The 20139-nt window shown below is 39.9% G+C and carries 13 protein-coding genes; 9 read left to right on the top strand and 4 right to left on the bottom strand.

Annotated elements, in window-relative coordinates:
* Positions 1-141 precede the first annotated feature (141 nt).
* Genes ACN1CD_RS10305 through ACN1CD_RS10290 form a run of 4 tightly spaced genes read left to right on the top strand, consistent with a single transcriptional unit; the run spans position 142 to position 4923 of the window.
* A complete protein-coding gene (locus ACN1CD_RS10305; RefSeq protein WP_419130308.1) occupies positions 142-1059 on the top strand; it encodes a dihydrodipicolinate synthase family protein in 918 nt (305 codons plus the stop codon).
* A gap of 10 nt (positions 1060-1069) precedes the next feature.
* On the top strand, positions 1070-2653 hold the full coding sequence (locus ACN1CD_RS10300; protein ID WP_419130307.1) for an aldehyde dehydrogenase (NADP(+)): 1584 nt from the start codon (positions 1070-1072) through the stop codon (positions 2651-2653).
* The gene (locus ACN1CD_RS10295; RefSeq protein WP_419130306.1) at positions 2650-3651 is read left to right on the top strand and encodes a 4-hydroxyproline epimerase; all 1002 of its coding nucleotides are present in this window, start codon (positions 2650-2652) and stop codon (positions 3649-3651) included. Before ACN1CD_RS10300 ends, ACN1CD_RS10295 begins: the two co-directional genes overlap by 4 nt.
* A 30-nt stretch (positions 3652-3681) precedes the next feature.
* Complete coding sequence (locus ACN1CD_RS10290) at positions 3682-4923, top strand: NAD(P)/FAD-dependent oxidoreductase (protein WP_419130305.1); 1242 nt, start codon at positions 3682-3684, stop codon at positions 4921-4923.
* A gap of 40 nt (positions 4924-4963) precedes the next feature.
* On the opposite strand, the gene ACN1CD_RS10285 is transcribed toward ACN1CD_RS10290, so the two are convergent.
* Together ACN1CD_RS10285 and ACN1CD_RS10280 are read right to left on the bottom strand one after the other, a co-directional pair.
* Positions 4964-5260: a type II toxin-antitoxin system RelE/ParE family toxin gene (locus ACN1CD_RS10285; RefSeq protein WP_419130304.1), complete on the bottom strand. Its 297-nt coding sequence runs from the start codon at positions 5258-5260 to the stop codon at positions 4964-4966.
* Complete coding sequence (locus tag ACN1CD_RS10280; RefSeq protein ID WP_419130303.1) at positions 5250-5486, bottom strand: hypothetical protein; 237 nt, start codon at positions 5484-5486, stop codon at positions 5250-5252. The genes ACN1CD_RS10285 and ACN1CD_RS10280 overlap by 11 nt, the downstream gene beginning before the upstream one ends.
* Before the next feature lie 965 nt (positions 5487-6451).
* On the opposite strand from ACN1CD_RS10280, the gene ACN1CD_RS10275 reads away from it, so the two are divergent.
* The 5 genes from ACN1CD_RS10275 (at position 6452) to ACN1CD_RS10255 (ending at position 16662) form a co-directional block, all read left to right on the top strand.
* Positions 6452-7354 (top strand): AraC family transcriptional regulator, encoded by a 903-nt coding sequence (locus ACN1CD_RS10275; RefSeq protein WP_419130302.1) that lies wholly within the window; start codon positions 6452-6454, stop codon positions 7352-7354.
* A 135-nt stretch (positions 7355-7489) separates the two neighbouring features.
* Positions 7490-9232: a DUF885 family protein gene (locus ACN1CD_RS10270; protein ID WP_419130301.1), complete on the top strand. Its 1743-nt coding sequence runs from the start codon at positions 7490-7492 to the stop codon at positions 9230-9232.
* 35 nt (positions 9233-9267) lie between these two features.
* Positions 9268-10677, top strand: a complete 1410-nt coding sequence (locus tag ACN1CD_RS10265; RefSeq protein ID WP_419130300.1) for an APC family permease — start codon at positions 9268-9270, stop codon at positions 10675-10677.
* Between the two features lie 106 nt (positions 10678-10783).
* Positions 10784-13069: a prolyl oligopeptidase family serine peptidase gene (locus ACN1CD_RS10260; protein ID WP_419130299.1), complete on the top strand. Its 2286-nt coding sequence runs from the start codon at positions 10784-10786 to the stop codon at positions 13067-13069.
* 68 nt (positions 13070-13137) lie between these two features.
* Entirely contained in the window at positions 13138-16662 is a 3525-nt protein-coding gene (locus tag ACN1CD_RS10255; RefSeq protein WP_419130298.1) for a family 43 glycosylhydrolase, read from the top strand.
* 961 nt (positions 16663-17623) lie between these two features.
* Here the strand turns inward: ACN1CD_RS10255 and ACN1CD_RS10250 are convergent.
* Complete coding sequence (locus ACN1CD_RS10250) at positions 17624-18559, bottom strand: glycoside hydrolase (protein WP_419130297.1); 936 nt, start codon at positions 18557-18559, stop codon at positions 17624-17626.
* A 5-nt stretch (positions 18560-18564) separates the two neighbouring features.
* Positions 18565-20010, bottom strand: coding sequence for a POT family MFS transporter (locus tag ACN1CD_RS10245; protein WP_419130296.1), 1446 nt, complete (start codon positions 20008-20010; stop codon positions 18565-18567).
* Between the last annotated feature and the right edge of the window lie 129 nt (positions 20011-20139).

Here is a 20139-nt window from a genome sequence, read left to right as displayed (position 1 = left end):
CAATAATTTTACCCTGAAGCTATGCCGTAACTTTGAAAATAATCAGGAACATCTAAGTAAAGAGACGCCATCCGTGGCTTTAAAGCTTTGAATAATGTTCAGTTAGTAATTAAAAATAACATATATAAAATTAGACATAAAATGGCAATAAAATGGACAGGGGTTTTCCCGGCTGTAACCACAAAATTTACAGCAAATGATGAATTAGATTTTGCAGCTTTTGATTTAAATATCGAGGCACAATTAGAGGCTGGTGCAAATGGTATCATTCTGGGCGGATCTTTAGGAGAAGCAAGTGTACTTACAGATGATGAAAAATTCGGATTATTATCTCACACGCTAGAAGTGGTAAATGGTCGTGTGCCTGTTTTATTAAACATCTCAGAATCTACCACTAAAAAAGGAATTGAAGTTGCTAAAAAAGCAGAATCATTAGGCGCCCAGGGATTAATGTTGTTGCCTCCAATGCGTTACTATGCATCGCCAGATGAAACTTTAGCATTTTTTGGTGCCATTGCAGAATCTACCGAATTGCCGATTATGATTTATAACAACCCTGTCGATTATAAAATCGAAGTAACTCTGGATATGTTTGAGGTACTTACAAAGTATCCAAACGTACAAGCCATTAAAGAATCTACAAGAGATGTTTCTAACGTAACGAGATTAATTAATCGCTTTGGCGATCGTTTCAAAATCTTCACAGGTGTAGATCCATTAGCAATGGAAAGTATTGTAATGGGTGCCGATGGATGGGTAGCTGGTTTAGTTGATGCCTTTCCAAGAGAAACCGTTGCGATTTTCAATTTGATTAAAGAAAACCGCATTGCTGAAGCCTTAACGATTTACCGTTGGTTCTTGCCGGTATTGGAATTGGATATTCACCCAAAACTTGTTCAGTACATTAAACTTGCAGAAGTGGCTACAGGATTAGGAACAGAGGCTGTTAGGGCACCACGTTTACCAATTGAAGGCGCAGAAAGAGAGCGCGTATTAAAAATTATTAACGACGCATTAGCAGTTCGTCCGGAATTACCTGCAGGAAGCTGGGGTAAATAAAAAAACAAATATGAACGGAAAAAATATTGTTGCCAGTGAATATGTAGATGGTAATGAAATTAGCCTAAAGGCAGTAAACCCAGCAACGGGTTTATTGCTGGATGGTGATTTTACTAAAGCCAGCGAAAAAGAGATTAATGGGGCTTTGGTTTTGGCGACTGAGGCATTTGAAGTTTATAGAAATATTAACAAAGATAAAAAGGCTGCATTTCTAAATGCTATTGCAGATGAAATTTTAGCCATTGGCGAAGAATTAGTGGCGCGTGCATCAGCAGAAAGTGGTTTGCCTTTACCAAGATTGCAAGGTGAATTGGGGAGAACTACAGGCCAGTTAAGGCTTTTTGCCAATCTGGTTGCAGAAGGTTCATGGGTAGATGCCATTATTGATACTGCTTTACCAGAAAGACAACCTTTACCTAGATCAGATATTCGCAGGATGCTGATTCCAATTGGCCCGGTAGTGGTTTTCGGAGCCAGTAATTTTCCTTTAGCTTTTTCAGTTGCCGGTGGAGACACCGCTTCTGCACTTGCATCTGGTTGCCCGGTGGTGGTTAAGGCACATCCTGCACACTATGGAACAAGTGCTTTGGTTGGTGAAGCGATAATTAAAGCTGTAGAAAAAACAGGCATGCCTAAAGGAGTGTTTTCTTTGCTTTATGATGATGCCTACCAGGTTGGAACAGATCTGGTTTTACATCCATTAACAAAGGCTGTAACATTTACAGGCTCTTATCATGGAGGAATGGCCCTGGTAAAACTTGGACAAGAACGCAAACAACCTATTCCGGTTTTTGCTGAAATGGGAAGTATTAATCCGATCATATTTCTTCCAGAGGCGATTGAAAACCAAGCGGAAGAACTGGCAAAAAAATACGCGGCATCCATTACCTTAGGTGCAGGTCAGTTTTGTACCAACCCAGGTTTGATGCTTGCCATTGCTGCACCGGGATTAGAAAAATTTAAGGAAACGCTATCTGCAGCAATTGCTGTTGTTCCGTCTGCAACAATGCTTACAGAAGGGATTGCTAAAAACTATGCAAAGCTTTCCGGAAACATCATTACAGAAGCAGGAGTTGAATTGCTTGCGGTTTCAGCAGTGAAAAATGCAGATTTGCAAAACCAATCTGAAGCGAAAGTAGCACAGGTTGATGCAGCGAGCTTTATCAAAAATCCTACACTCCATGAAGAAATTTTTGGCCCATATTCACTTTTAGTGGTGGCAAAAGATCAACAGGAATTGGAAGAAGTGATTTCTGTATTGCAGGGACAACTTACCGTTACCCTAATGGCTGATAAAAATGAACTTAGTCAATATCAATCGCTGATTCATAAATTAACAGATAAAACCGGGCGGATTATTCTCAATGGTGTACCAACAGGTGTAGAAGTTTGTGCCGCAATGCAGCATGGTGGACCATTTCCGGCAACAAATGACAGTCGATATACTTCTGTGGGATCTACTGCAATTTATCGGTTTGTGCGTCCGCTTGCTTACCAGGATTGGGAACAGGAATTGCTACCAGAGGAGTTGAAAGATGGTAACCCGGCGGGTATTTTTAGAATGATTAATCAGCAATTTACGAAAGACATATGAGTAAAACCTTTTTTTGTATAGATGCACATACTTGCGGAAATCCGGTGAGGTTGGTAGCTGGCGGTGGACCACAACTGGTGGGTGCTAACATGAGTGAAAAACGACAACACTTTTTAAGGGAGTTTGATTGGATCAGAACGGGATTAATGTTCGAGCCCAGGGGGCATGATATGATGTCGGGCAGCATCCTTTATCCGCCACATGATCCTGCAAACGATGTGGCTGTGCTGTTTATCGAAACCAGTGGTTGTTTGCCTATGTGTGGTCATGGTACCATCGGCACCATCACTATTGCGATAGAAGAAGGGCTGATCCAGCCGAAAATTCCAGGTGTAATCAGGATGGAAGCACCAGCTGGTTTGGTTGAGATTGAGTACAAGCAAGAAGGAAAAAAGGTTAAATCCGTTAAGTTAAAAAATGTGGCTTCCTACCTCGCTGCAGAAAACCTCGAAGTAGAATGCCCAGACCTGGGAACACTTACTTTCGATGTGGCTTATGGCGGAAATTTTTATGCAATTGTTGATCCGCAGACCAACTTCCCAGGCCTGGAAAATTATACGGCTTCGCAATTAATTACCTGGAGTCAAGCCATCAGGAAACGCATTAACGAGAAATATACTTTTGTTCATCCACAAGATGCTACCATTAATGGTTGTAGTCATGTGCTTTGGACAGGAACAACTTTAGATCCGACTTCTACCGCGAGAAATGCCGTTTTTTATGGAGATAAAGCGATTGATCGTTCACCATGTGGTACTGGTACATCTGCCCGTATGGCGCAATGGCACGCAAAAGGAAAGCTCAAAAAAGGAGAAGATTTTATCCACGAAAGTTTTATCGGTAGCAAGTTTACCGGAAGGGTAGAAGAAGAAATTGAATTGGCTGGTTTTAAGGCTATTATACCTAGTGTGGAAGGTTGGGCAAAAGTTTTTGGTTATAACACGATTAAAATTGATGCCGAAGATGATCCTTATGCATATGGATTTCAGGTGATTTAGTCGTTGATTTTTATAGAATAGGAAAATATAATGTCGAAAGTATTAGTTATAGGTGGAGGAATTGTTGGACTTACGTCTGCATATTATCTTCAAAAAAAAGGATTTGAAGTAACAGTTCTGGATAAAGGCGATTTAAGTGATAATTGCTCATTCGGAAACGCAGGTATGATTGTACCTAGTCATTTTATTCCATTGGCTGCGCCTGGAATGTTGAGTAAGGGGATCCGCTGGATGTTTAATAGTAAAAGTCCTTTTTACGTTCGCCCATCTTTAAACCCAAGCCTCATTGGCTGGGGGCTGAAATTCATGAAACACGCTACAGAAAAGCATGTGACTCAATCTGCAGAACCCCTTCGTGATTTATCATTATTGAGCAAAAAGCTTTACGAAGATTTATCAAAAGAACCAGATTTCAATTTCGAACTCACCAATAATGGCATTTTAGCTTTCTACAAAACCGAACAGGCTGGTGAAGAAGAAGCGCACCTGGCTGATAAAGCCAAGGCCCTTGGGCTGGATATGGCTGTTTTAAGTGCGGCAGAATGTAAGGCACTGCAACCAAATTTAAATCTTGATGTACTCGGCGCCGTTCATTACCGATGTGATGCACACCTTTATCCGGGGAAGCTGATGAATGCTTTACTCACTTATCTGAGAAGTAATGGTGTTTCGTTGGTTAGTGGGAAAGAAGTAGACAAAATCGAATCAGAAGGGAATAAAATTACGAAAGTGTTTACTGGTGCTACGGCCTGGGAAGCTGATCAATATGTGATTGCCACAGGGTCATGGTCGCCAGCGGTTGCTAAAATGGCTGATTTGAATATCTCACTGATGCCAGGAAAAGGTTATTCTTTTATGGAGCCAGAGCCGCAGCAACGCTTAACCATTCCGGCTTTACTTTGCGAAGCGAGAGTGGCTATTACACCTATGAATGGCAGCATTCGCTATGGTGGAACGATGGAGTTAGATAAGATTAATACAACGGTAAACATGCAGCGGGTGAAGGGAATTGTGGAATCTGTACCTAAATATTTCCCTGACTTGAACCCTGCTCTTCCGAATGAAAAAGAGATCTGGTATGGATTCAGACCATCATCACCTGATGGATTACCCTATATTGGCCGCAGCACTCACCGAAAAAACTTGATTATTGCCACTGGTCATGGGATGATGGGATTGAGTCTTGGGCCTGCAACAGGTTTATTGGTCAGTCAGATTATAGCAGAAGAAAAACTGGAAATGGCGGTGGAATCATTTTCGGCAAATAGATAATGGGATCATTTTTAATGCAGAAGCTTTAGAAATGATGACTTTAATACTTTGGTCTGTTATTTGGGTTTCTTTTGTTGTGAAAGCAAGATAGTATCCTGATTGAATTATTGTCTTCGTTAATTATAAAATATAAGGCATAGGGAAATTTTTTAATCCCTAAAGCACGGATATTTTTATAGCGTACTCTCAGAAATGGATTTTTTAATAATGAATTATAAGCATCTTTAAGAGCCGAAATAAAATGAACTGGAGCATCGATACTATATAAAGCATAGTAATCAATAGCGTTTTCTATTTCCTTTTGAGCTCTCGGCGAAACGATGATTTTATAAATCATATTTTTTATTGAGTTGAAGGATAGACTCTTCAGCAGTAAGATAGGAGCTCTCATCTTCTTGCAAGCGTTCATCCAAAACAATTTTCATGTCGGTGGTAAGTTCATGATCATTATTATCCTCTTCTACAATAATAGTGATAGGCTTGGATTTAAAAGTAGCCTTGATTGCATCTAAAATGTCAGTGCTTACTTCCTGTGCTGATGTTAAATGATATGTAGTATACATAATATGTTGTTTTAAAATTCTTTAAAATATTACTGATGAGAAAATGCGGAGAAAGCACTCTTACAATCAGTATTTTATAATTGTGGTAAAGTTATTTCTCCAGTTGATACAGTAGAAATGTTTTACAAAAATAAAAAGATAATGCTTTTTATTTTATAAAAGAAGCTAATCGTAAAATATAAAAACATTGTTATTTGATAATTGATTTAATTTCAACTTTAAAATTAAAAAGTTGAATAATTTTCTGTTCCGAGTAATTGCAGATACATACATCAAAGTGTCATAATTAATTTCTATGATTTTGTGGAGGTATTCCTTTGATCTCCTTTCAGATGATGAATAAAATTTTGGACTGGTCGTAGCGTCTCGTTACGACCTCAAAGCTATCGCTCTAACTTGCCTCGGCTGGCCGCCGAAAGGCTCCTACTTTTTTGCTTGATCAAAAAAGTAACAAAAAAATCAAGGCTTGGAACTGATGTCGGATAAATTCGTTGAAGCTTTATGGCGGCAGCACAAGCCGCGATAAAGAATCGCGGAGTACGCGCTGCCTTGGGTAGTGGTGGTGCGAAAGTTTTTACAGAAGCTTTAACGTTTTCTCCTTCCATCATCTCCTAGGCCGGAGAGCAGGGTGGTAATAGCGAAGTTCGTCCCTTGCTGTCATTAGTAGCCTGTTGAATGGCTTATAAAAAATATCCTTAACGGTGTTTCGATAAGCTCAATATGACAAATCTTAATATAAATTAATCATACCTTAATTTTCGCTAACCAAATTAATGTTTTGTTTGAATTTGCTTATTCAGCTTACTTTCAATATTACTTAAGAATAAAAATTCAAGGCGTAGATTTGTTGAATATTATCGCATTGTAGCAGGATTTTAACCTAATAAAGGTTTTTTTGAATTTTTATAGTTAATATCCTTATATTGAATCGTAATCAACAACCAACAAACCAACCAAACCGAGATATGAAAGTATTGCCATTTACCATGCTTGTGCCTGATGACAAGAGTGTCATTTCTGAGCACGTAGAATTGCCTTATTTTTATCAGTATCTGCACAGACATGATGAGTGGCAGATCACTTACATTGAACGGGGTGAGGGGACGCTAATCGCTGGAAGTGATATGCACGCTTTCAGACCTGGCGATATATTTGTGATCGGCGCAAAACTTCCACATTTGTTTAAAAGCAATCCGGAATATTTTGAAACTAAAAGTGAACGATCTGTTGCCGCTTATTCTGTTTATTTTAATTCAAACGGAACCTTAGGTCCACTATTTTCTCTTCCGGAGATGAAGATGGCCAATTCTTTTCTAGCAAAAAACAAACATGGCTTCAAGGTGCCCTTTATGCATACTGAAGAAATATTAAGTAAAATGGTTGCCGTTCACGAGGCATCTGGTACCGATTTACTTTTTGCATTTGTTAAACTGATGGTGGCTTTACAATCCATTGGCGACGACACCATTCCATTATGTTCTGATTTATATTCGTCAAATGTTAGTGAAAATGAAGGCATGCGGTTGAGTAAAATCATCGGTTACATTACAGAAAATTACAACAGTCAGATTACGTTGGAAGATGTGGCAAATGTTGCATTTATGACGCCTCAGGCCTTCTGTAGATATTTCAAAAAACATACCGGTCATACTTTTGTGTCATTTCTGAACGAGGTAAGAATTAATGATGCTTGTAAAAGTTTAATTTCCGGAGAGAAAACTGACTGCATATCGGGCGTAGCCTATAAAGCTGGCTTCAATAGCATTACTAATTTCAACCGGGTTTTTAAAAGCATTATTGGTCAGTCGCCAAGAGCTTATGTAGATACCTATAATACAGTAAGCAGGGTAAGTTACATGGGAGCGTAAGGTTCACAAGTCATTTTTTTTCTAATAAAATGATCTGATTTTTTTAATCGGAGTTAATTGCTATTGTTCCAATTTAAACAATTTACTATGCGTAATAGCCTACTTTTTGGCACTCTTTTTTTTATATGTTTTAGCATGTTTCTATCCTCGCGGCTGAGTGCCCAAAGCCCCAATGCTGTCCTTTACGAACAAACCAGCGAAATGGGGACCCTAATTGTAGGTTACCAACGAGATGTGGATGCCATTAACGATTTTTATTATCCTTATTCGGCAGGCGGCTACTATGCTGCGCCGCTCACAACTGTTAAATGTCCTGTTCAGCGTAAGCGTTTGCAAGAAATTAATAACGACTATCTGCTAAAACTAAAATCTGCAGGTTTTAATACCTTTAGTATATACGGAAAAGTAGATTATATACTTTTAAAGAAACAAATTGAAGCTTCTGTTTTTCTGCTTGATCAGGAAGAAAAAAGTTATAAGTCGCTGGGAAAGTACTTTCCTTTTGCAGATAACATTTACAGCCTGGAAAATCTTAGAAGAAGGGGTACTTACAAGGATGGGGCTCTTATAGCCGCCGAACTGAACGCTACAGTAAAGATGATTGATTCGGCATCTTCAGATTTAAATAAAACAACCAAACTTAGTTTAGATCAGCTAAAAACCGCATCTAATATTGCCATTAGTTTAAAGCATCGTTTAAAAGGATTTTATCAGTTTTACATGAATTACGAACCTACTTTTACCTGGTGGGTACCTAAACCTTATGAAAAAGTTGATCTTGCTTTAGATAATTATGCTAAACAATTTTCAGCTAAACAAGATAGTTTGATGGCTGCCAATCATGATAAGCTGGGTATAAAAGGCTTGCCAATTGGGCGTGATGAATTGATCAGACAGTTAAATGCAGAGCTGATTCCTTATACCCCAAAGGAACTCATCGAGCTTGCTGAAAAAGAATTTAAATTTTGTGATGCTGAACTGTTAAAAGCTTCAGTTGAAATGGGCTTTGGGAAAGATTGGAAAAAAGCACAGGAAAAAATAAAAAATAGCTATGTGCCACTAGGTAAACAACCTGAATTAATTGTGAAATTACAGGATGATGCACTTAAGTTTATTAAGGCTAACGATCTAATTGATATTCCGGCATTGGCGGAAGAGACCTGGGGTATGGTTATGATGTCTTCAGAACGACAACTGGTAAATCCTTTTTTTACCGGAGGAAGAGAAATTAGTATTTCGTACCCAACTAATACTATGGAAGAAGAGGATAAGCTGATGAGCATGAGGGGGAATAATCCATATTTTTCAAGAGGTACCGTTCAGCATGAGCTTTTACCTGGCCATCATTATGAATATTATATCAACAACCGATATAAGAGCTACCGTGATCCTTTTAAAACACCTTTTAGTATCGAAGGTTGGTCTTTATATTGGGAGCTTTTGCTATACGATAAAGGTTTTGCCAAAACACCAGAAGAAAAAATGGGAATGTTGTTTTGGCGCATGCACCGATGCGCAAGAATCTTGTTTTCGCTAAACTATCATTTGGGGAAATGGACACCACAGCAAAGTATCGATTTTCTGGTTGATCGTGTTGGGCACGAACGTGCAAATGCAGAAGGTGAAGTTCGTCGTTCGTTTCAAGGCAATTATAGTCCGCTATACCAGGTGGCTTACCTTACGGGAGGCCTGCAGCTTTTTGCTTTAAAGAATGAACTTGTTGATGGTGGCAAAATGAGTTTTAAACAATTTCATGATGCTGTAATTAAAGAAAATCTTATTCCTGTTGAAATGATCAGGGCAACTTTAATCAATCAGCCACTTACAAGAGATTTTACCACTACATGGAAGTTCTACGACAAAACGTCTAAACCTTAATCAATTCTGAACCACAAAATCAAGATACTAAATTTATGAAAGAAGAAACTAAACACTTTAAACCCTCACTTAAATTGTTAGATGCAACGATGTTAGTTGCTGGCAGCATGATTGGATCTGGAATTTTTATCGTGAGTGCAGATATCACCCGAAATGTGGGAAGTGCAGGATGGCTCTTGGTGGTTTGGTTGATTACAGGGTTCATGACCCTAACCGCAGCTTTAAGTTATGGCGAACTAAGCGCAATGTTTCCAAAGGCTGGCGGGCAATATATTTACCTGAAAGAAGCCTATAATCCACTGGTTAGTTTTCTATATGGCTGGAGTTTTTTCACGGTGATTCAAACGGCAACAATAGCAGCAGTTGGCGTGGCATTTGCCAAATTCACAGCCTATTTGTTGCCGTCTTTTAGTGAAGACCGTGTTGCGGTAGATTTAGGTTTTTTTACCATATCACCTGCACAACTGCTGGCCATTGCCGTTATTATATTGCTCACTTATGTAAATAGCCGAGGAGTAAATGCAGGAAAAGCAATTCAAACTACCTTTACAGTAGCGAAGTTGCTTAGTCTTTTTGGTTTGATTGGATTCGGACTGTATTTTCTCGATAAAGGAATCTGGAAAGCAAACTGGGAAAATATGTGGCATTTAGGGTTATTAAATGCTGATGGAATGATCTCGCCATACACAACTCTAGCCGCTTTTGGTGCCATTGCTGCGGCAATGGTGGGTTCAATCTTTAGTAGCGATTCTTGGCATAATGTAACATTCATTGCAGGGGAAATTAAAAATCCGGCACGTAATATTGGGCTGAGTTTAGCTTTAGGTACCATCATCGTAACGGTGCTTTATCTCTTAACCAATGTGATGTACACCGGGGTATTGAGTTTGCACGATATCGCCTATGCGGATAAAGACCGGGTGGCCGTTTCTGCGGCAAGCCATATTTTCGGCACCGCCGGAACGATGATTATCGCCGTAATGATTATGGTCTCCACTTTCGGGTGCAATAACGGATTGATTATGGCAGGTGCAAGGGTTTACTATTCGATGGGAAAAGATGGTTTATTCTTTAAAAAAGTTGCTCAACTCAACAAAAATGCCGTTCCGGGTTTTGGCTTGTGGATTCAATGCGTTTTTGCTTGTTTGTGGTGTTTAAGCGGGAAATACGGAGATTTGCTGGATATGATTTCCTTCGTGGTAGTGGGCTTTTATATGCTCACCATTTTTGGGATTTTCATTCTTCGCAAAAAACGGCCCGATGCTGCAAGACCTTACAAAGCCTTCGGTTATCCTGTTTTGCCGATCATTTACATTTTAATGGGGTTAGCATTTTGTATTCTTCTCATCATTTTTAAACCCAAATTTACCTGGCCGGGATTAATCATCACGTTAATTGGTATCCCGGTATATTATCTGATCAGGCGTTTAAACACCGAGAAATAAAAGAAAAAGAAAGGAGTAAAGTAGGTTAAAATATTCGTGTTATGCATCAAAATACAAAGGGAATTTAAGCACTTGTTGAATTATATTTACAGCTTAACATTGCAAAATGAAAATGAATTCCCTGATCCAAAAATTCGCCGTTACCTCTTTTTTTACTATCACTTCTCTTACTGTTTTAGCTCAACAAACTTCCTACGCACCCAGTGCCGCGGATATTGTTCAGGCCTATCAGCGGGCAAATAAATTAGATACCGCTATCCGCAACATCCCCACCAATAATGATATTGTTCCATTTTGGAAAAAAGATGGATCAGCATTTTGGTACAAGAAAAATCTACCAGATAAAAACTGCGAATATATTTATGTTGATGTGGCTTCTGGAAATCGCAAGCCCGCCTTCGATGCAGAAAAGCTGGCACAGAAAATAGAGGCCATCAGTGGTAAAAAGCAATCTGCCATGCGTTTGCAGTTTACCGAACTTTATTTTGCAGATCAAAATACCTTAAAGTTAAAAACTCAAAATCAATGGTATCAGGTAAATCTGAAGGATTATAGCATCGCAGCTACTACCGATACCACAATTTTTAAATATAATCCGAAAACGCCTTTGCAGCGAAAACGCTCTCGTTGGGAGGGGAGCAGAACGGTTCGCTTATCACCCGATGGAAAAAGCGAAATGGAAATTCGTGGAGGCAATCTGATCTTGATTGATGTGGCAACGAAAGCTGAAACGCCAATAAGTAAAGACGGTTCTGCAGATAAACCCTACGGGAATTTTGAATGGTCGCCGGATAGTAAAACGGTGGTGGCTTATAAAATTGATCCGAAGGAAACAAAGAAAGTTCATTACGTTTTAAGCTCCGTTCCAGGAACCACAAGAGGCGAATTAAAATCTCGGGAATATGCTCAACCTGGTGATGATTTTACCGCTTATCAGCCTTATGTTTTTAATTTAACAACTAAAACTTCGAAAAAAGTTGATGTAGAACCCACTGATTTTTTCGATCCGCAGCCATTACACTGGCGTGATAACCGATACTATTCTTATGAAAAAGCAGATCGCGGTCACCAGCGGTTCAGGGTAATTGAGGTAGATGTACAAACGGGCAAGACCAAAAATATCATTGATGAAAAAACAAAAACCTTCATTTACGAAAATAGAATTTATACTCGCTATCTCCCTAAAACAAACGAAATTTTATACACCAGTGAGCAGGATGGCTGGCAACACCTTTATCTTGTAAATGGCATTTCGGGTAAACAACAACTGATTACCAAAGGCAATTGGGTGGTTCGCGATATTGATAGTGTGGATGTGGTAAAACGCCAGGTTTGGTTTAAAGCCAGTGGCATGAATAAAAATGAAGATCCCTATTTTATCCATTATTACCGGATCGGTTTTGATGGGAAGGGATTAGTCAACTTAACGCCAGAGATCGGCAATCATACCCTTACCTTTTCACCCGACCGGAAATATTATGTTGATACCTATTCGCAGGTTAACATTCCGCCGGTTACTAAATTAAAACTTACTGCAAGTACAAAAACTTTGCAAGAAATTGAGCATGGCGATGCGGCAACATTTTTAAAAACCGGGGTGAAGTTGCCAGAAGTTTTTGTAACAAAGGGTAGAGATGGCTCTACTGATATCTGGGGCATAATTTGCAGGCCTTCTAATATGGATCTGAACAAAACCTATCCAATCATAGAATATATTTATGCCGGTCCGCAGGATAGCTTTGTGCCCAAAATTTTCCTGCCAGCGAGTGAAATGCAAAGCCTGGCAGAACTGGGTTTCATTGTGGTGCAAATGGATGGCATGGGAACGGCCAACCGATCAAAAGCATTTCATGATGTTTGCTGGCATAACCTGGCCGATGCGGGTTTCGAAGACCGGATTTTATGGATGAAAGCCATGGCTAAAAAATATACTAATGCCGACATTAATAAAATTGGTGTATACGGCACTTCTGCGGGTGGCCAAAACTCAACTGGGGCGCTACTTTTTCATCCCGAATTTTATAAAGCTGCGGTTTCTGCCTGTGGCTGCCATGATAATCGCATCGATAAGCAATGGTGGAACGAACAATGGATGGGTTATCCGGTTGGAGAACATTACGGCGCACAATCTAATATTACCAATGCGGCAAAACTACAGGGTAATTTATTCCTGATTGTTGGCGAAGCAGATGAAAATGTACCACCAGAATCTACTTATCGCCTGGCCGATGCCTTAATTAAGGCTAATAAAGATTTCGATATACTGAGCATTCCGGGAATGGGCCATAGTGATGGTGGTGTTTACGGGCGAAGACGGAAAAGAGACTTCTTTATCAAGCATCTTCTACACGCCGAAACACCAAATGTAAACCTGGTTTCGCCAACAAAATAGTAGTGCATATTGCTGCAGGTTAGCCGGAACCAATTTAATCGCTCCGAAGCGGGATCAAATCAATAATTATGAAAAATTCTTTGCTCAGTTTCTTGTTTCTTTCAATTTTGAGCGGTTTTTGTCAATCTGTATTGGCTCAATCCGAACACCTGAAAAAAGGAAATGGTAATCCGATTATTCCGGGTTATTTTGCAGATCCAACGGTAAAGAAATTTGGAGATACTTATTATATCTATGCCACTACCGATGGGAATGGTGGAGGCTTTGGACCATCGCAGGTGTGGACTTCAAAAGATTTTGTGAACTGGACGATGCAGGATATGAACTGGCCAACTACCCACCATTATTGGGCGCCAGATGCAACATTGGGTCCTGACGGGAAATATTACCTTTATTATTGTCAGCCAGTAGAAATCTTCGGCGCATCTTCTACTACGCCAGTCGGGCCGTGGACACCCTTATTGGCTCCGGGTAAACCAATTGTTCCTAACTTTCTGGTGCCAAATGTAATTACATTAGATGGCCAGACTTTTAAAGATGATGACGGGAAATATTATATGTACTGGGGAACCTGGGGCATTTATCCAAATCATGGCTGCGGGGTTGGCTTGCTCAATGCAGATATGAAATCGTTTGCTAAATTGGCTCAAATTCCCAATACAGATGCTAAAGATTTTTTCGAGGCACCATTTGTATTCAAAAGAAAAGGAATCTATTACCTCACCTATTCATCTGGTTATTGTGAAGATGGAACGTATCGAGTGCAATATGCAACGGCAACCAACCCAATGGGCCCTTTTAAATACGCAATTGAAAACCCGATTTTGGCTACCAATGCCGATGGAACAGTGCATGGCCCGGGTCATCAATCTGTATTGCAGCAGGGCGATGATTTTTATTTAATCTATCACCGCCACAATAATCCACACAATGATGGTGGTTATCACAGACAAGTGGCGACGGATAAAATTGTTTTTGATGAGAAAGGGAATATCCTTAAACTGGTGCCGACTCATGAGGGCGTTGGTTATCTGGCGAAAAACGTAAATCCACATGAGAACTTTGCTTTAGGGAAAACGGTGACGGCCTCATCTGTTTACGATCAGGATTTTAAAGCGGAGTACGCGGTGGATGATAACAACGGAACGCTCTGGAAACCGAAAAATAACATCGGGCCTTCCTGGTTGCGCATAGATTTAGGCAAGGTTCATCACGTTCGAAGTGTACACACCCAATTCGAATACGCCACCTGGTATTATCAGTATAAAATCGAATATTCTCTCGACGGAAAAACATGGAAACTGTATGCAGATAGAAGTCGCAATACGCAACACGGAAGTCCGATGATTGATTTTGGAAATGTGAAGGCGAGATATTTACGTACAACCGTTTTGCAAACAGAATATCCTGGACTGAATAAGGCGATCTGGAATGTTAAAGTTTTTGATGATGCAGCATATCATCCGGTGATGAATACCAAAGTCAAAAAATGGGAATCTTTGCAACGTTTTGAATCGAAAGGTTTATTGGTTGATTTGAATTTCAGTAAACTTCGTATTGGATCAGCCATTGAAAGTATTCCAAATGGCGGGAAACTGGCAGGTACATTTTCTGCAGCCGGAACAGGCAAGCCGATTGTGGCAATGATTGAGGGAAAAAAAGCATTATTGTTCTCTGGAAAGGAACGTTTATTGTCTTCCAGCCTAGCGCCGCAATCTTTATTGGGAAATAGTAGCTATAGTGTGAGCATGTGGGTGCTTAATCCGGAAATTGATAAGGAAGAAACCATTGTTTCGTGGACAAATAGGGGAGGTGATAATCTAACAAATGTTTCAGTAGGTTACGGCTCGAGCAAAAATGCTGGTGCAGCCGTTCATCTTGGTTGGGCAGATTTGGGGTATAAAGAAGTTCCGAAGTCAAGCCAATGGCACTATATTGTGATGGTTTTCGACGGGACTTTAGAGCGGATTTATGTAGATGGTAAACTGGATCGTGCGGATCGAAGAATGCTGTTTGTTAAAAAACTATCCCGCTTTATTGTCGGGGAGAATGAAGATGGAAGTGCAGGGTTTTCCGGAGCACTTGCCTCGCTGAAAATTTATGATAAGCCTTTAAGTGTTGAGGAGATAACCACTACCTACGCTAAAGGAATAAATAACAATACGGATTTGTACGTTGACGCCAAAAATCTGGAATATGGAAAATTAAAAAACTGGGAAAACCATGGCATCGCATTGGGTAAACTGAATATAAAAGGTGGTGTGGAAGTAGCTGATGTATCTGGGAAAATTGCTGTCGTATTAAGTGATGGAGCAAGGCTTCTTTTAAATGATGAAATTGCCAAAGCAATCAACTTCACTAAGCCTTTCAGTGCTGTTTTTTCTGTTTTGACGACTAAAGATTCAAAGGCTAATTTTTGTTTTGGAGTAGGGAAAAATGTAAATCTCGCAGGAACAGGCAGGTGGCAGCAGGTAATTTGCAACTATGCAAATGGAAAGTTTCAGGTTTTTGTAGACGGGAAATTGACTACTAATTTATCACATTCAAACGCCCAAAAAGATCAGCAGATTCTGCTTGAAACATCAGGAGGTCAAACCGCAATCTCTTCTGTTTTAATTTATAATACTGGTTTAGATGAACTTGCGCGAAGTGAAGAATTTAGTTTTTGGAAACGTACACAAAGTATCAGGCATGTAAAAGCAAGCTTTGCTTCAAATCCGTCTGCTATCACGCCAAGTATGGTTTCCATGGTTGCTCATCAGCCTGAATTACCCGGCAATGTTTTCGAATATTTTTTTACAGAAGTTAATAATCCAAATAGTGCAAGGTGGAATCAAACTGCTGATTTTATAGATTTTTCGGTGAAGCCAGGAAGTAATTATGAGTACATACTTAAAGTGAAAGATAATTTCGGGAATGTAACGGAGCCTTCTTCTACTTTTACTGCAAAAACAGATTCCTCGCTATTCACCATTAAAAGACAAAGTGGAACAGCTCAGTCCATCCCTGGAACAAAAGATGGATTGGCCGGAACCTCTTGGGATGGTTTCATGGGGACGGCAGACACACTTATTCAGCAATCAGGTGTGCTAAAGATGATTTCACATAATACGTTATGGGATGGCTCGGCTTCAACAGGTCCATTTGTATACAACAATGTGAAAGGAGATTTTGTCGCTGAAGTCATGCTTTCAGATCTACTTGGCCTGGCACAGAAAAAGGCTTATGGTGCAAGTGAGGCGGGGATCATGGTCAAACTACCGGGAAGCAATGAAAATCTGATTCAAAACGGCATCATGCCCGGTTGGGGAGTTGGTAACATTATTACTAATTTGGGTGCAAAGGGGAGAATACAATCAAATAATTCATCGAAATGGGATTTTTACAGACATTTACAAATCCAGCGTGCCGGAAATACATTTTTCTTAAGGGGAAGTAGTGATGGGAGGAATTGGGTAAACCTTCCGGGAAGTCCGATGAAGCGGGATGATTTGGCGGATGGGGTTTTGGAAGTTGGGGTATATCATGCTACTTATGGTGATATTGTCGGGTATGGTGCTTTTGAAGGATTTAAGGTTTTTCAAAGGAAATAATGCCCTATCCGCCTATCGGCACCTTTCCCCGGATGGGAAAGGACGAGTGGAAAAAGCATTCTTCGCAGCTAGTGACTTAAAAAATCAATAATAATAAAACATAGTTCCTGAATCAAGTTCACTGTTGTCCGGTTAAAGTTTAAACGATCCATTAAATCCTTTAAATCAAGCTAAAAAAGCTGTTTTTATCTCATTTTTAAAAGGTAAGCCCATTGTTTTATAGGTTTCCTAAAAATCTTGCACTAATTCGGCTGTCCGGTAAAAAACTATCATTTTCAGAGGTTTTAATATTTTAAACCGCTCATAGCTTCCATATCCTGCAAAATATTCTTTTGGTTAAGGAATATTGCAGCCATTTGTGATTAGGCTGTCCGGTAAAAATTTGTTCAAAAAGTTTTACCGGACAACAGTGAATCAAGTTCAGGATGACGACCGTGTTAACCCCCCGTTCATGCAAACGCTTCTTAACGTAAAATAAATCTGATAGATCTAATTCTGCATCCTGCTTTTCCACCTTGCTCTCCGGCCTAGGAAATGATGGAAGTAGAAAACGTTTAAAGCTTCTTCCACAATCTTTCATACCCCTACAACCTAAGGCAGCGCGTTCTCTCCCGATTCTTCATCGGGTGCTTGTGCTGCCGAAATTAAGCTTTAACGAATTTATCCGACATCAGATCCAAGCCTTGACTTTTGCTTCTTTTTGTTAAGAAAAAGAAGAAAGCCCTTCGGCGGCCAGCCGAGGCAAGCCAGCGCAGCGATAACAAATGGCCCTTATCTATCAAAATAATTATATTGACGAAAAGACTATTTAATCAGGACTCGTTAAGGTCTTAGCGAGACGCTACGACGAGAATTTAGATTCGCAACTAGCGACTTAAAAAATTAATAATAATAAAGGATAGATCCTGAGTCAAGTTCAGGAAGACGGCCGCATCAACCATTGTTAATGCAAAACCATCACTTAATGCTTCACTGTCGGTCCTCCAAAAGGAATATTTTTCCCATAATAAATATCCGCTGGAATATGATGCCCGGCATAAACCTGTGAGAGAATATGATATAGCGTCGGGTCATAAGCCTTCAAATCATCAGGTGTTTGCACACTTACAGTACCATCATTAAACTCGTAGTTTGACCAAAACCACCACTGACTACCTTCTGCCCAATACTCAGCAACGGTATTAATAGCATACTGGCCTTTATACATTCCCTTTTGTTTTGCAGCTTGGTAAGCTACATCAATTTGCTTGTAAAGTTCAGGATCGGCTTTCCGCAAGGCAGACATCACATTGTGGCTCCACTCATGCACCATAATATTTTCACCATAATACTTCGTTCCTGGGAAGCCTAAAAGATTTTCTTCTGCACACGAAGTTTGAATCCCACCCATTCCGCGGGCTCTTTGATTCCAATATCCTTTATCCGTTAAGCTGGCTATTCCCCCTGGTTTATTATAATTTTCTCTTTCCGTTGGCGTGAGTCTGCCATCAGAAAGCGCTGGTTTTTTCCAGTTACTATATTCCGGCAGATCCGTTTGCATTTCAGACCAGGCCATGATGGATAGACGGGCTTTCATGCTCATCATCGCACTGCGAATATCAGGTCTTTTCACTAACATATAATTGATGATATCGCGGGCCACTAATAGTGCGGCATCAGAAACTTTCGCCGATGAAACCACCGGAATACCAAATGCATCTGTATATTTTTCATAAAATTTGGGATAGCCCAGTGAATCTGGCGGACGGGTAATCAACAGCTGCTCCAGGTTGGTAACCAAGGGTTTTGCATTGCTTTTTTGTTCCTGGGCGGTAGCGCTTAAAGTAATAAAAAGAGTTGTAACAGTAAAAATTGTACAATAATATTGTTTTTGGATTTTAGAAAAGGACTTGATCATATCTGCTAATTTAATTCAGGTAGAATGGGTGATGTAGAATCGGTTTCCTGTCTTTCTTTAATCCTCGGAGAAACAAAAAGATAAATTAGGATAAAGAAACAAAGCAGGCCGATGAAGAACCAGTAATAATCTGCGCCTTTAAATTGAGCAAAGAAACCACCATTAGAAATACTCCTGTTTACCAGGGCTGTGAAAAGATTTCCTAGCGCTGTGGTGAGTAACCAGATCGCAATCATGGTACTTTTCATTGATTTACTAGCCTGCGTATAGGCATATTCCAGTCCGGTAATGGATACCAGAACTTCTGCGGCAGCAAGAATAGCATAAGCCAGAACCTGCCATCCAATAGCAGGAGTTGCGCCGCCATCAATACTGGTTTGAATTAATGCAATGATCACAAAAGATATAGCGGTAAGGACCAAACCAGCGCCTATTCTGCGCAGCGGGGTAGTTTTTAATCCTTTTCTATCCAAAAAAGGATATAGCCAATAGTTAAATATGGGAATAAAGACCAGCAAGAAGAAAGGATTTACCGTCTGGATCTGCTCTGGAAGAAGGTTTATACCCAGGATATGACGGTCCATCTTTGTAGCTTGTAATACCCACTCTGATAAATTCTGATCCCATAGGGCCCAAAAAATCGGAATGAATGCGAATACAGCCAGAACATTATAAACAGTTTTAACGTCTTCCACTTTCTGGTGATCAAACTTTTCTTTTGCTACATCCAGCAGCGATTGTTTTTTCTTCTTTGATCGCCAATTGATGAGCGCATAAATGGATATGAAAACAAAGTTATTTTTATTCACGCCCGATGGCGGAATATTGATGTACGTTTTTCTGCCCAAAAAGAATATCACGGTGGCAAGCGCCATTAAAATTCCGGGGATTCCAAATGCCCATTTGGCGCCATAACGGTCGTAAACCAATGGAATTACAATAGTAGACAAGACAGAACCAGCGTTGATGCTGAAGTAAAACCAACCATAAACTTTCGACATCAGGTGTTTGTTGCCGACTGTAAACTGATCACCAAGATTTGCAGATACACACGATTTAATTCCTCCGGCACCGATGGCAATTAAAATTAATCCGTATTTAAATTTTTCCAAATCATGATCAAATAAAGCCAGACACAAATGCCCAATACAGTAAACTATTGACACATAAATGATCACTTTATATTTTCCGAAAAACCAATCCGCCACCAGGCCGCCAACAAATGGAAGCGCATAAGCAAGCGATACAAAAAAATGTGTGGTTTCATTTGCCTTGGCTTCTGCAGTAATCTGCAAAAGAGGATTCATGGTTGGATTAAAAAAGTGAAACACCAAAAAGGTGGCTAAAATAGAACGCATGCCATAAAAGCTAAAGCGTTCTGCCCCCTCATTGGCAATAATGTATCCAATACTCTTGGGGTAGCTGCTCTTTTTCAATTCCATTTTATCCATACGCTAATTTGGTGTAATTCCGGGGATCAGTCTTTACTGATTTTCACCCTATGATGCATTATCTTATCCTCTTTGAGATTGTGACCTAAATGAGCCGACATTTTTTATCGCTTTTATTACTTTTGATCA

This window comes from Pedobacter sp. N23S346 (assembly GCF_048515415.1).
Taxonomy (GTDB): Bacteria; Bacteroidota; Bacteroidia; order Sphingobacteriales; family Sphingobacteriaceae; genus Pedobacter.
Note: the sequence above shows the minus strand (reverse complement) of the source record. Positions and strands in the feature narration are given on the sequence as shown.

What these genes read in the sequence shown, in the direction of transcription:
- ACN1CD_RS10305 (WP_419130308.1), top strand. Translation starts at nt 142, where the DNA reads ATGGCAATAAAATGGACAGGGGTTTTCCCGGCTGTAACCACAAAATTT.
- ACN1CD_RS10300 (WP_419130307.1), top strand. Translation starts at nt 1,070, where the DNA reads ATGAACGGAAAAAATATTGTTGCCAGTGAATATGTAGATGGTAATGAA.
- ACN1CD_RS10245 (WP_419130296.1), bottom strand. Translation starts at nt 20,010, where the DNA reads ATGGATAAAATGGAATTGAAAAAGAGCAGCTACCCCAAGAGTATTGGA.
- ACN1CD_RS10260 (WP_419130299.1), top strand. Translation starts at nt 10,784, where the DNA reads ATGAAAATGAATTCCCTGATCCAAAAATTCGCCGTTACCTCTTTTTTT.
- ACN1CD_RS10255 (WP_419130298.1), top strand. Translation starts at nt 13,138, where the DNA reads ATGAAAAATTCTTTGCTCAGTTTCTTGTTTCTTTCAATTTTGAGCGGT.
- ACN1CD_RS10270 (WP_419130301.1), top strand. Translation starts at nt 7,490, where the DNA reads ATGTTTCTATCCTCGCGGCTGAGTGCCCAAAGCCCCAATGCTGTCCTT.
- ACN1CD_RS10290 (WP_419130305.1), top strand. Translation starts at nt 3,682, where the DNA reads ATGTCGAAAGTATTAGTTATAGGTGGAGGAATTGTTGGACTTACGTCT.
- ACN1CD_RS10275 (WP_419130302.1), top strand. Translation starts at nt 6,452, where the DNA reads ATGAAAGTATTGCCATTTACCATGCTTGTGCCTGATGACAAGAGTGTC.
- ACN1CD_RS10285 (WP_419130304.1), bottom strand. Translation starts at nt 5,260, where the DNA reads ATGATTTATAAAATCATCGTTTCGCCGAGAGCTCAAAAGGAAATAGAA.
- ACN1CD_RS10250 (WP_419130297.1), bottom strand. Translation starts at nt 18,559, where the DNA reads ATGATCAAGTCCTTTTCTAAAATCCAAAAACAATATTATTGTACAATT.
- ACN1CD_RS10265 (WP_419130300.1), top strand. Translation starts at nt 9,268, where the DNA reads ATGAAAGAAGAAACTAAACACTTTAAACCCTCACTTAAATTGTTAGAT.
- ACN1CD_RS10280 (WP_419130303.1), bottom strand. Translation starts at nt 5,486, where the DNA reads ATGTATACTACATATCATTTAACATCAGCACAGGAAGTAAGCACTGAC.
- ACN1CD_RS10295 (WP_419130306.1), top strand. Translation starts at nt 2,650, where the DNA reads ATGAGTAAAACCTTTTTTTGTATAGATGCACATACTTGCGGAAATCCG.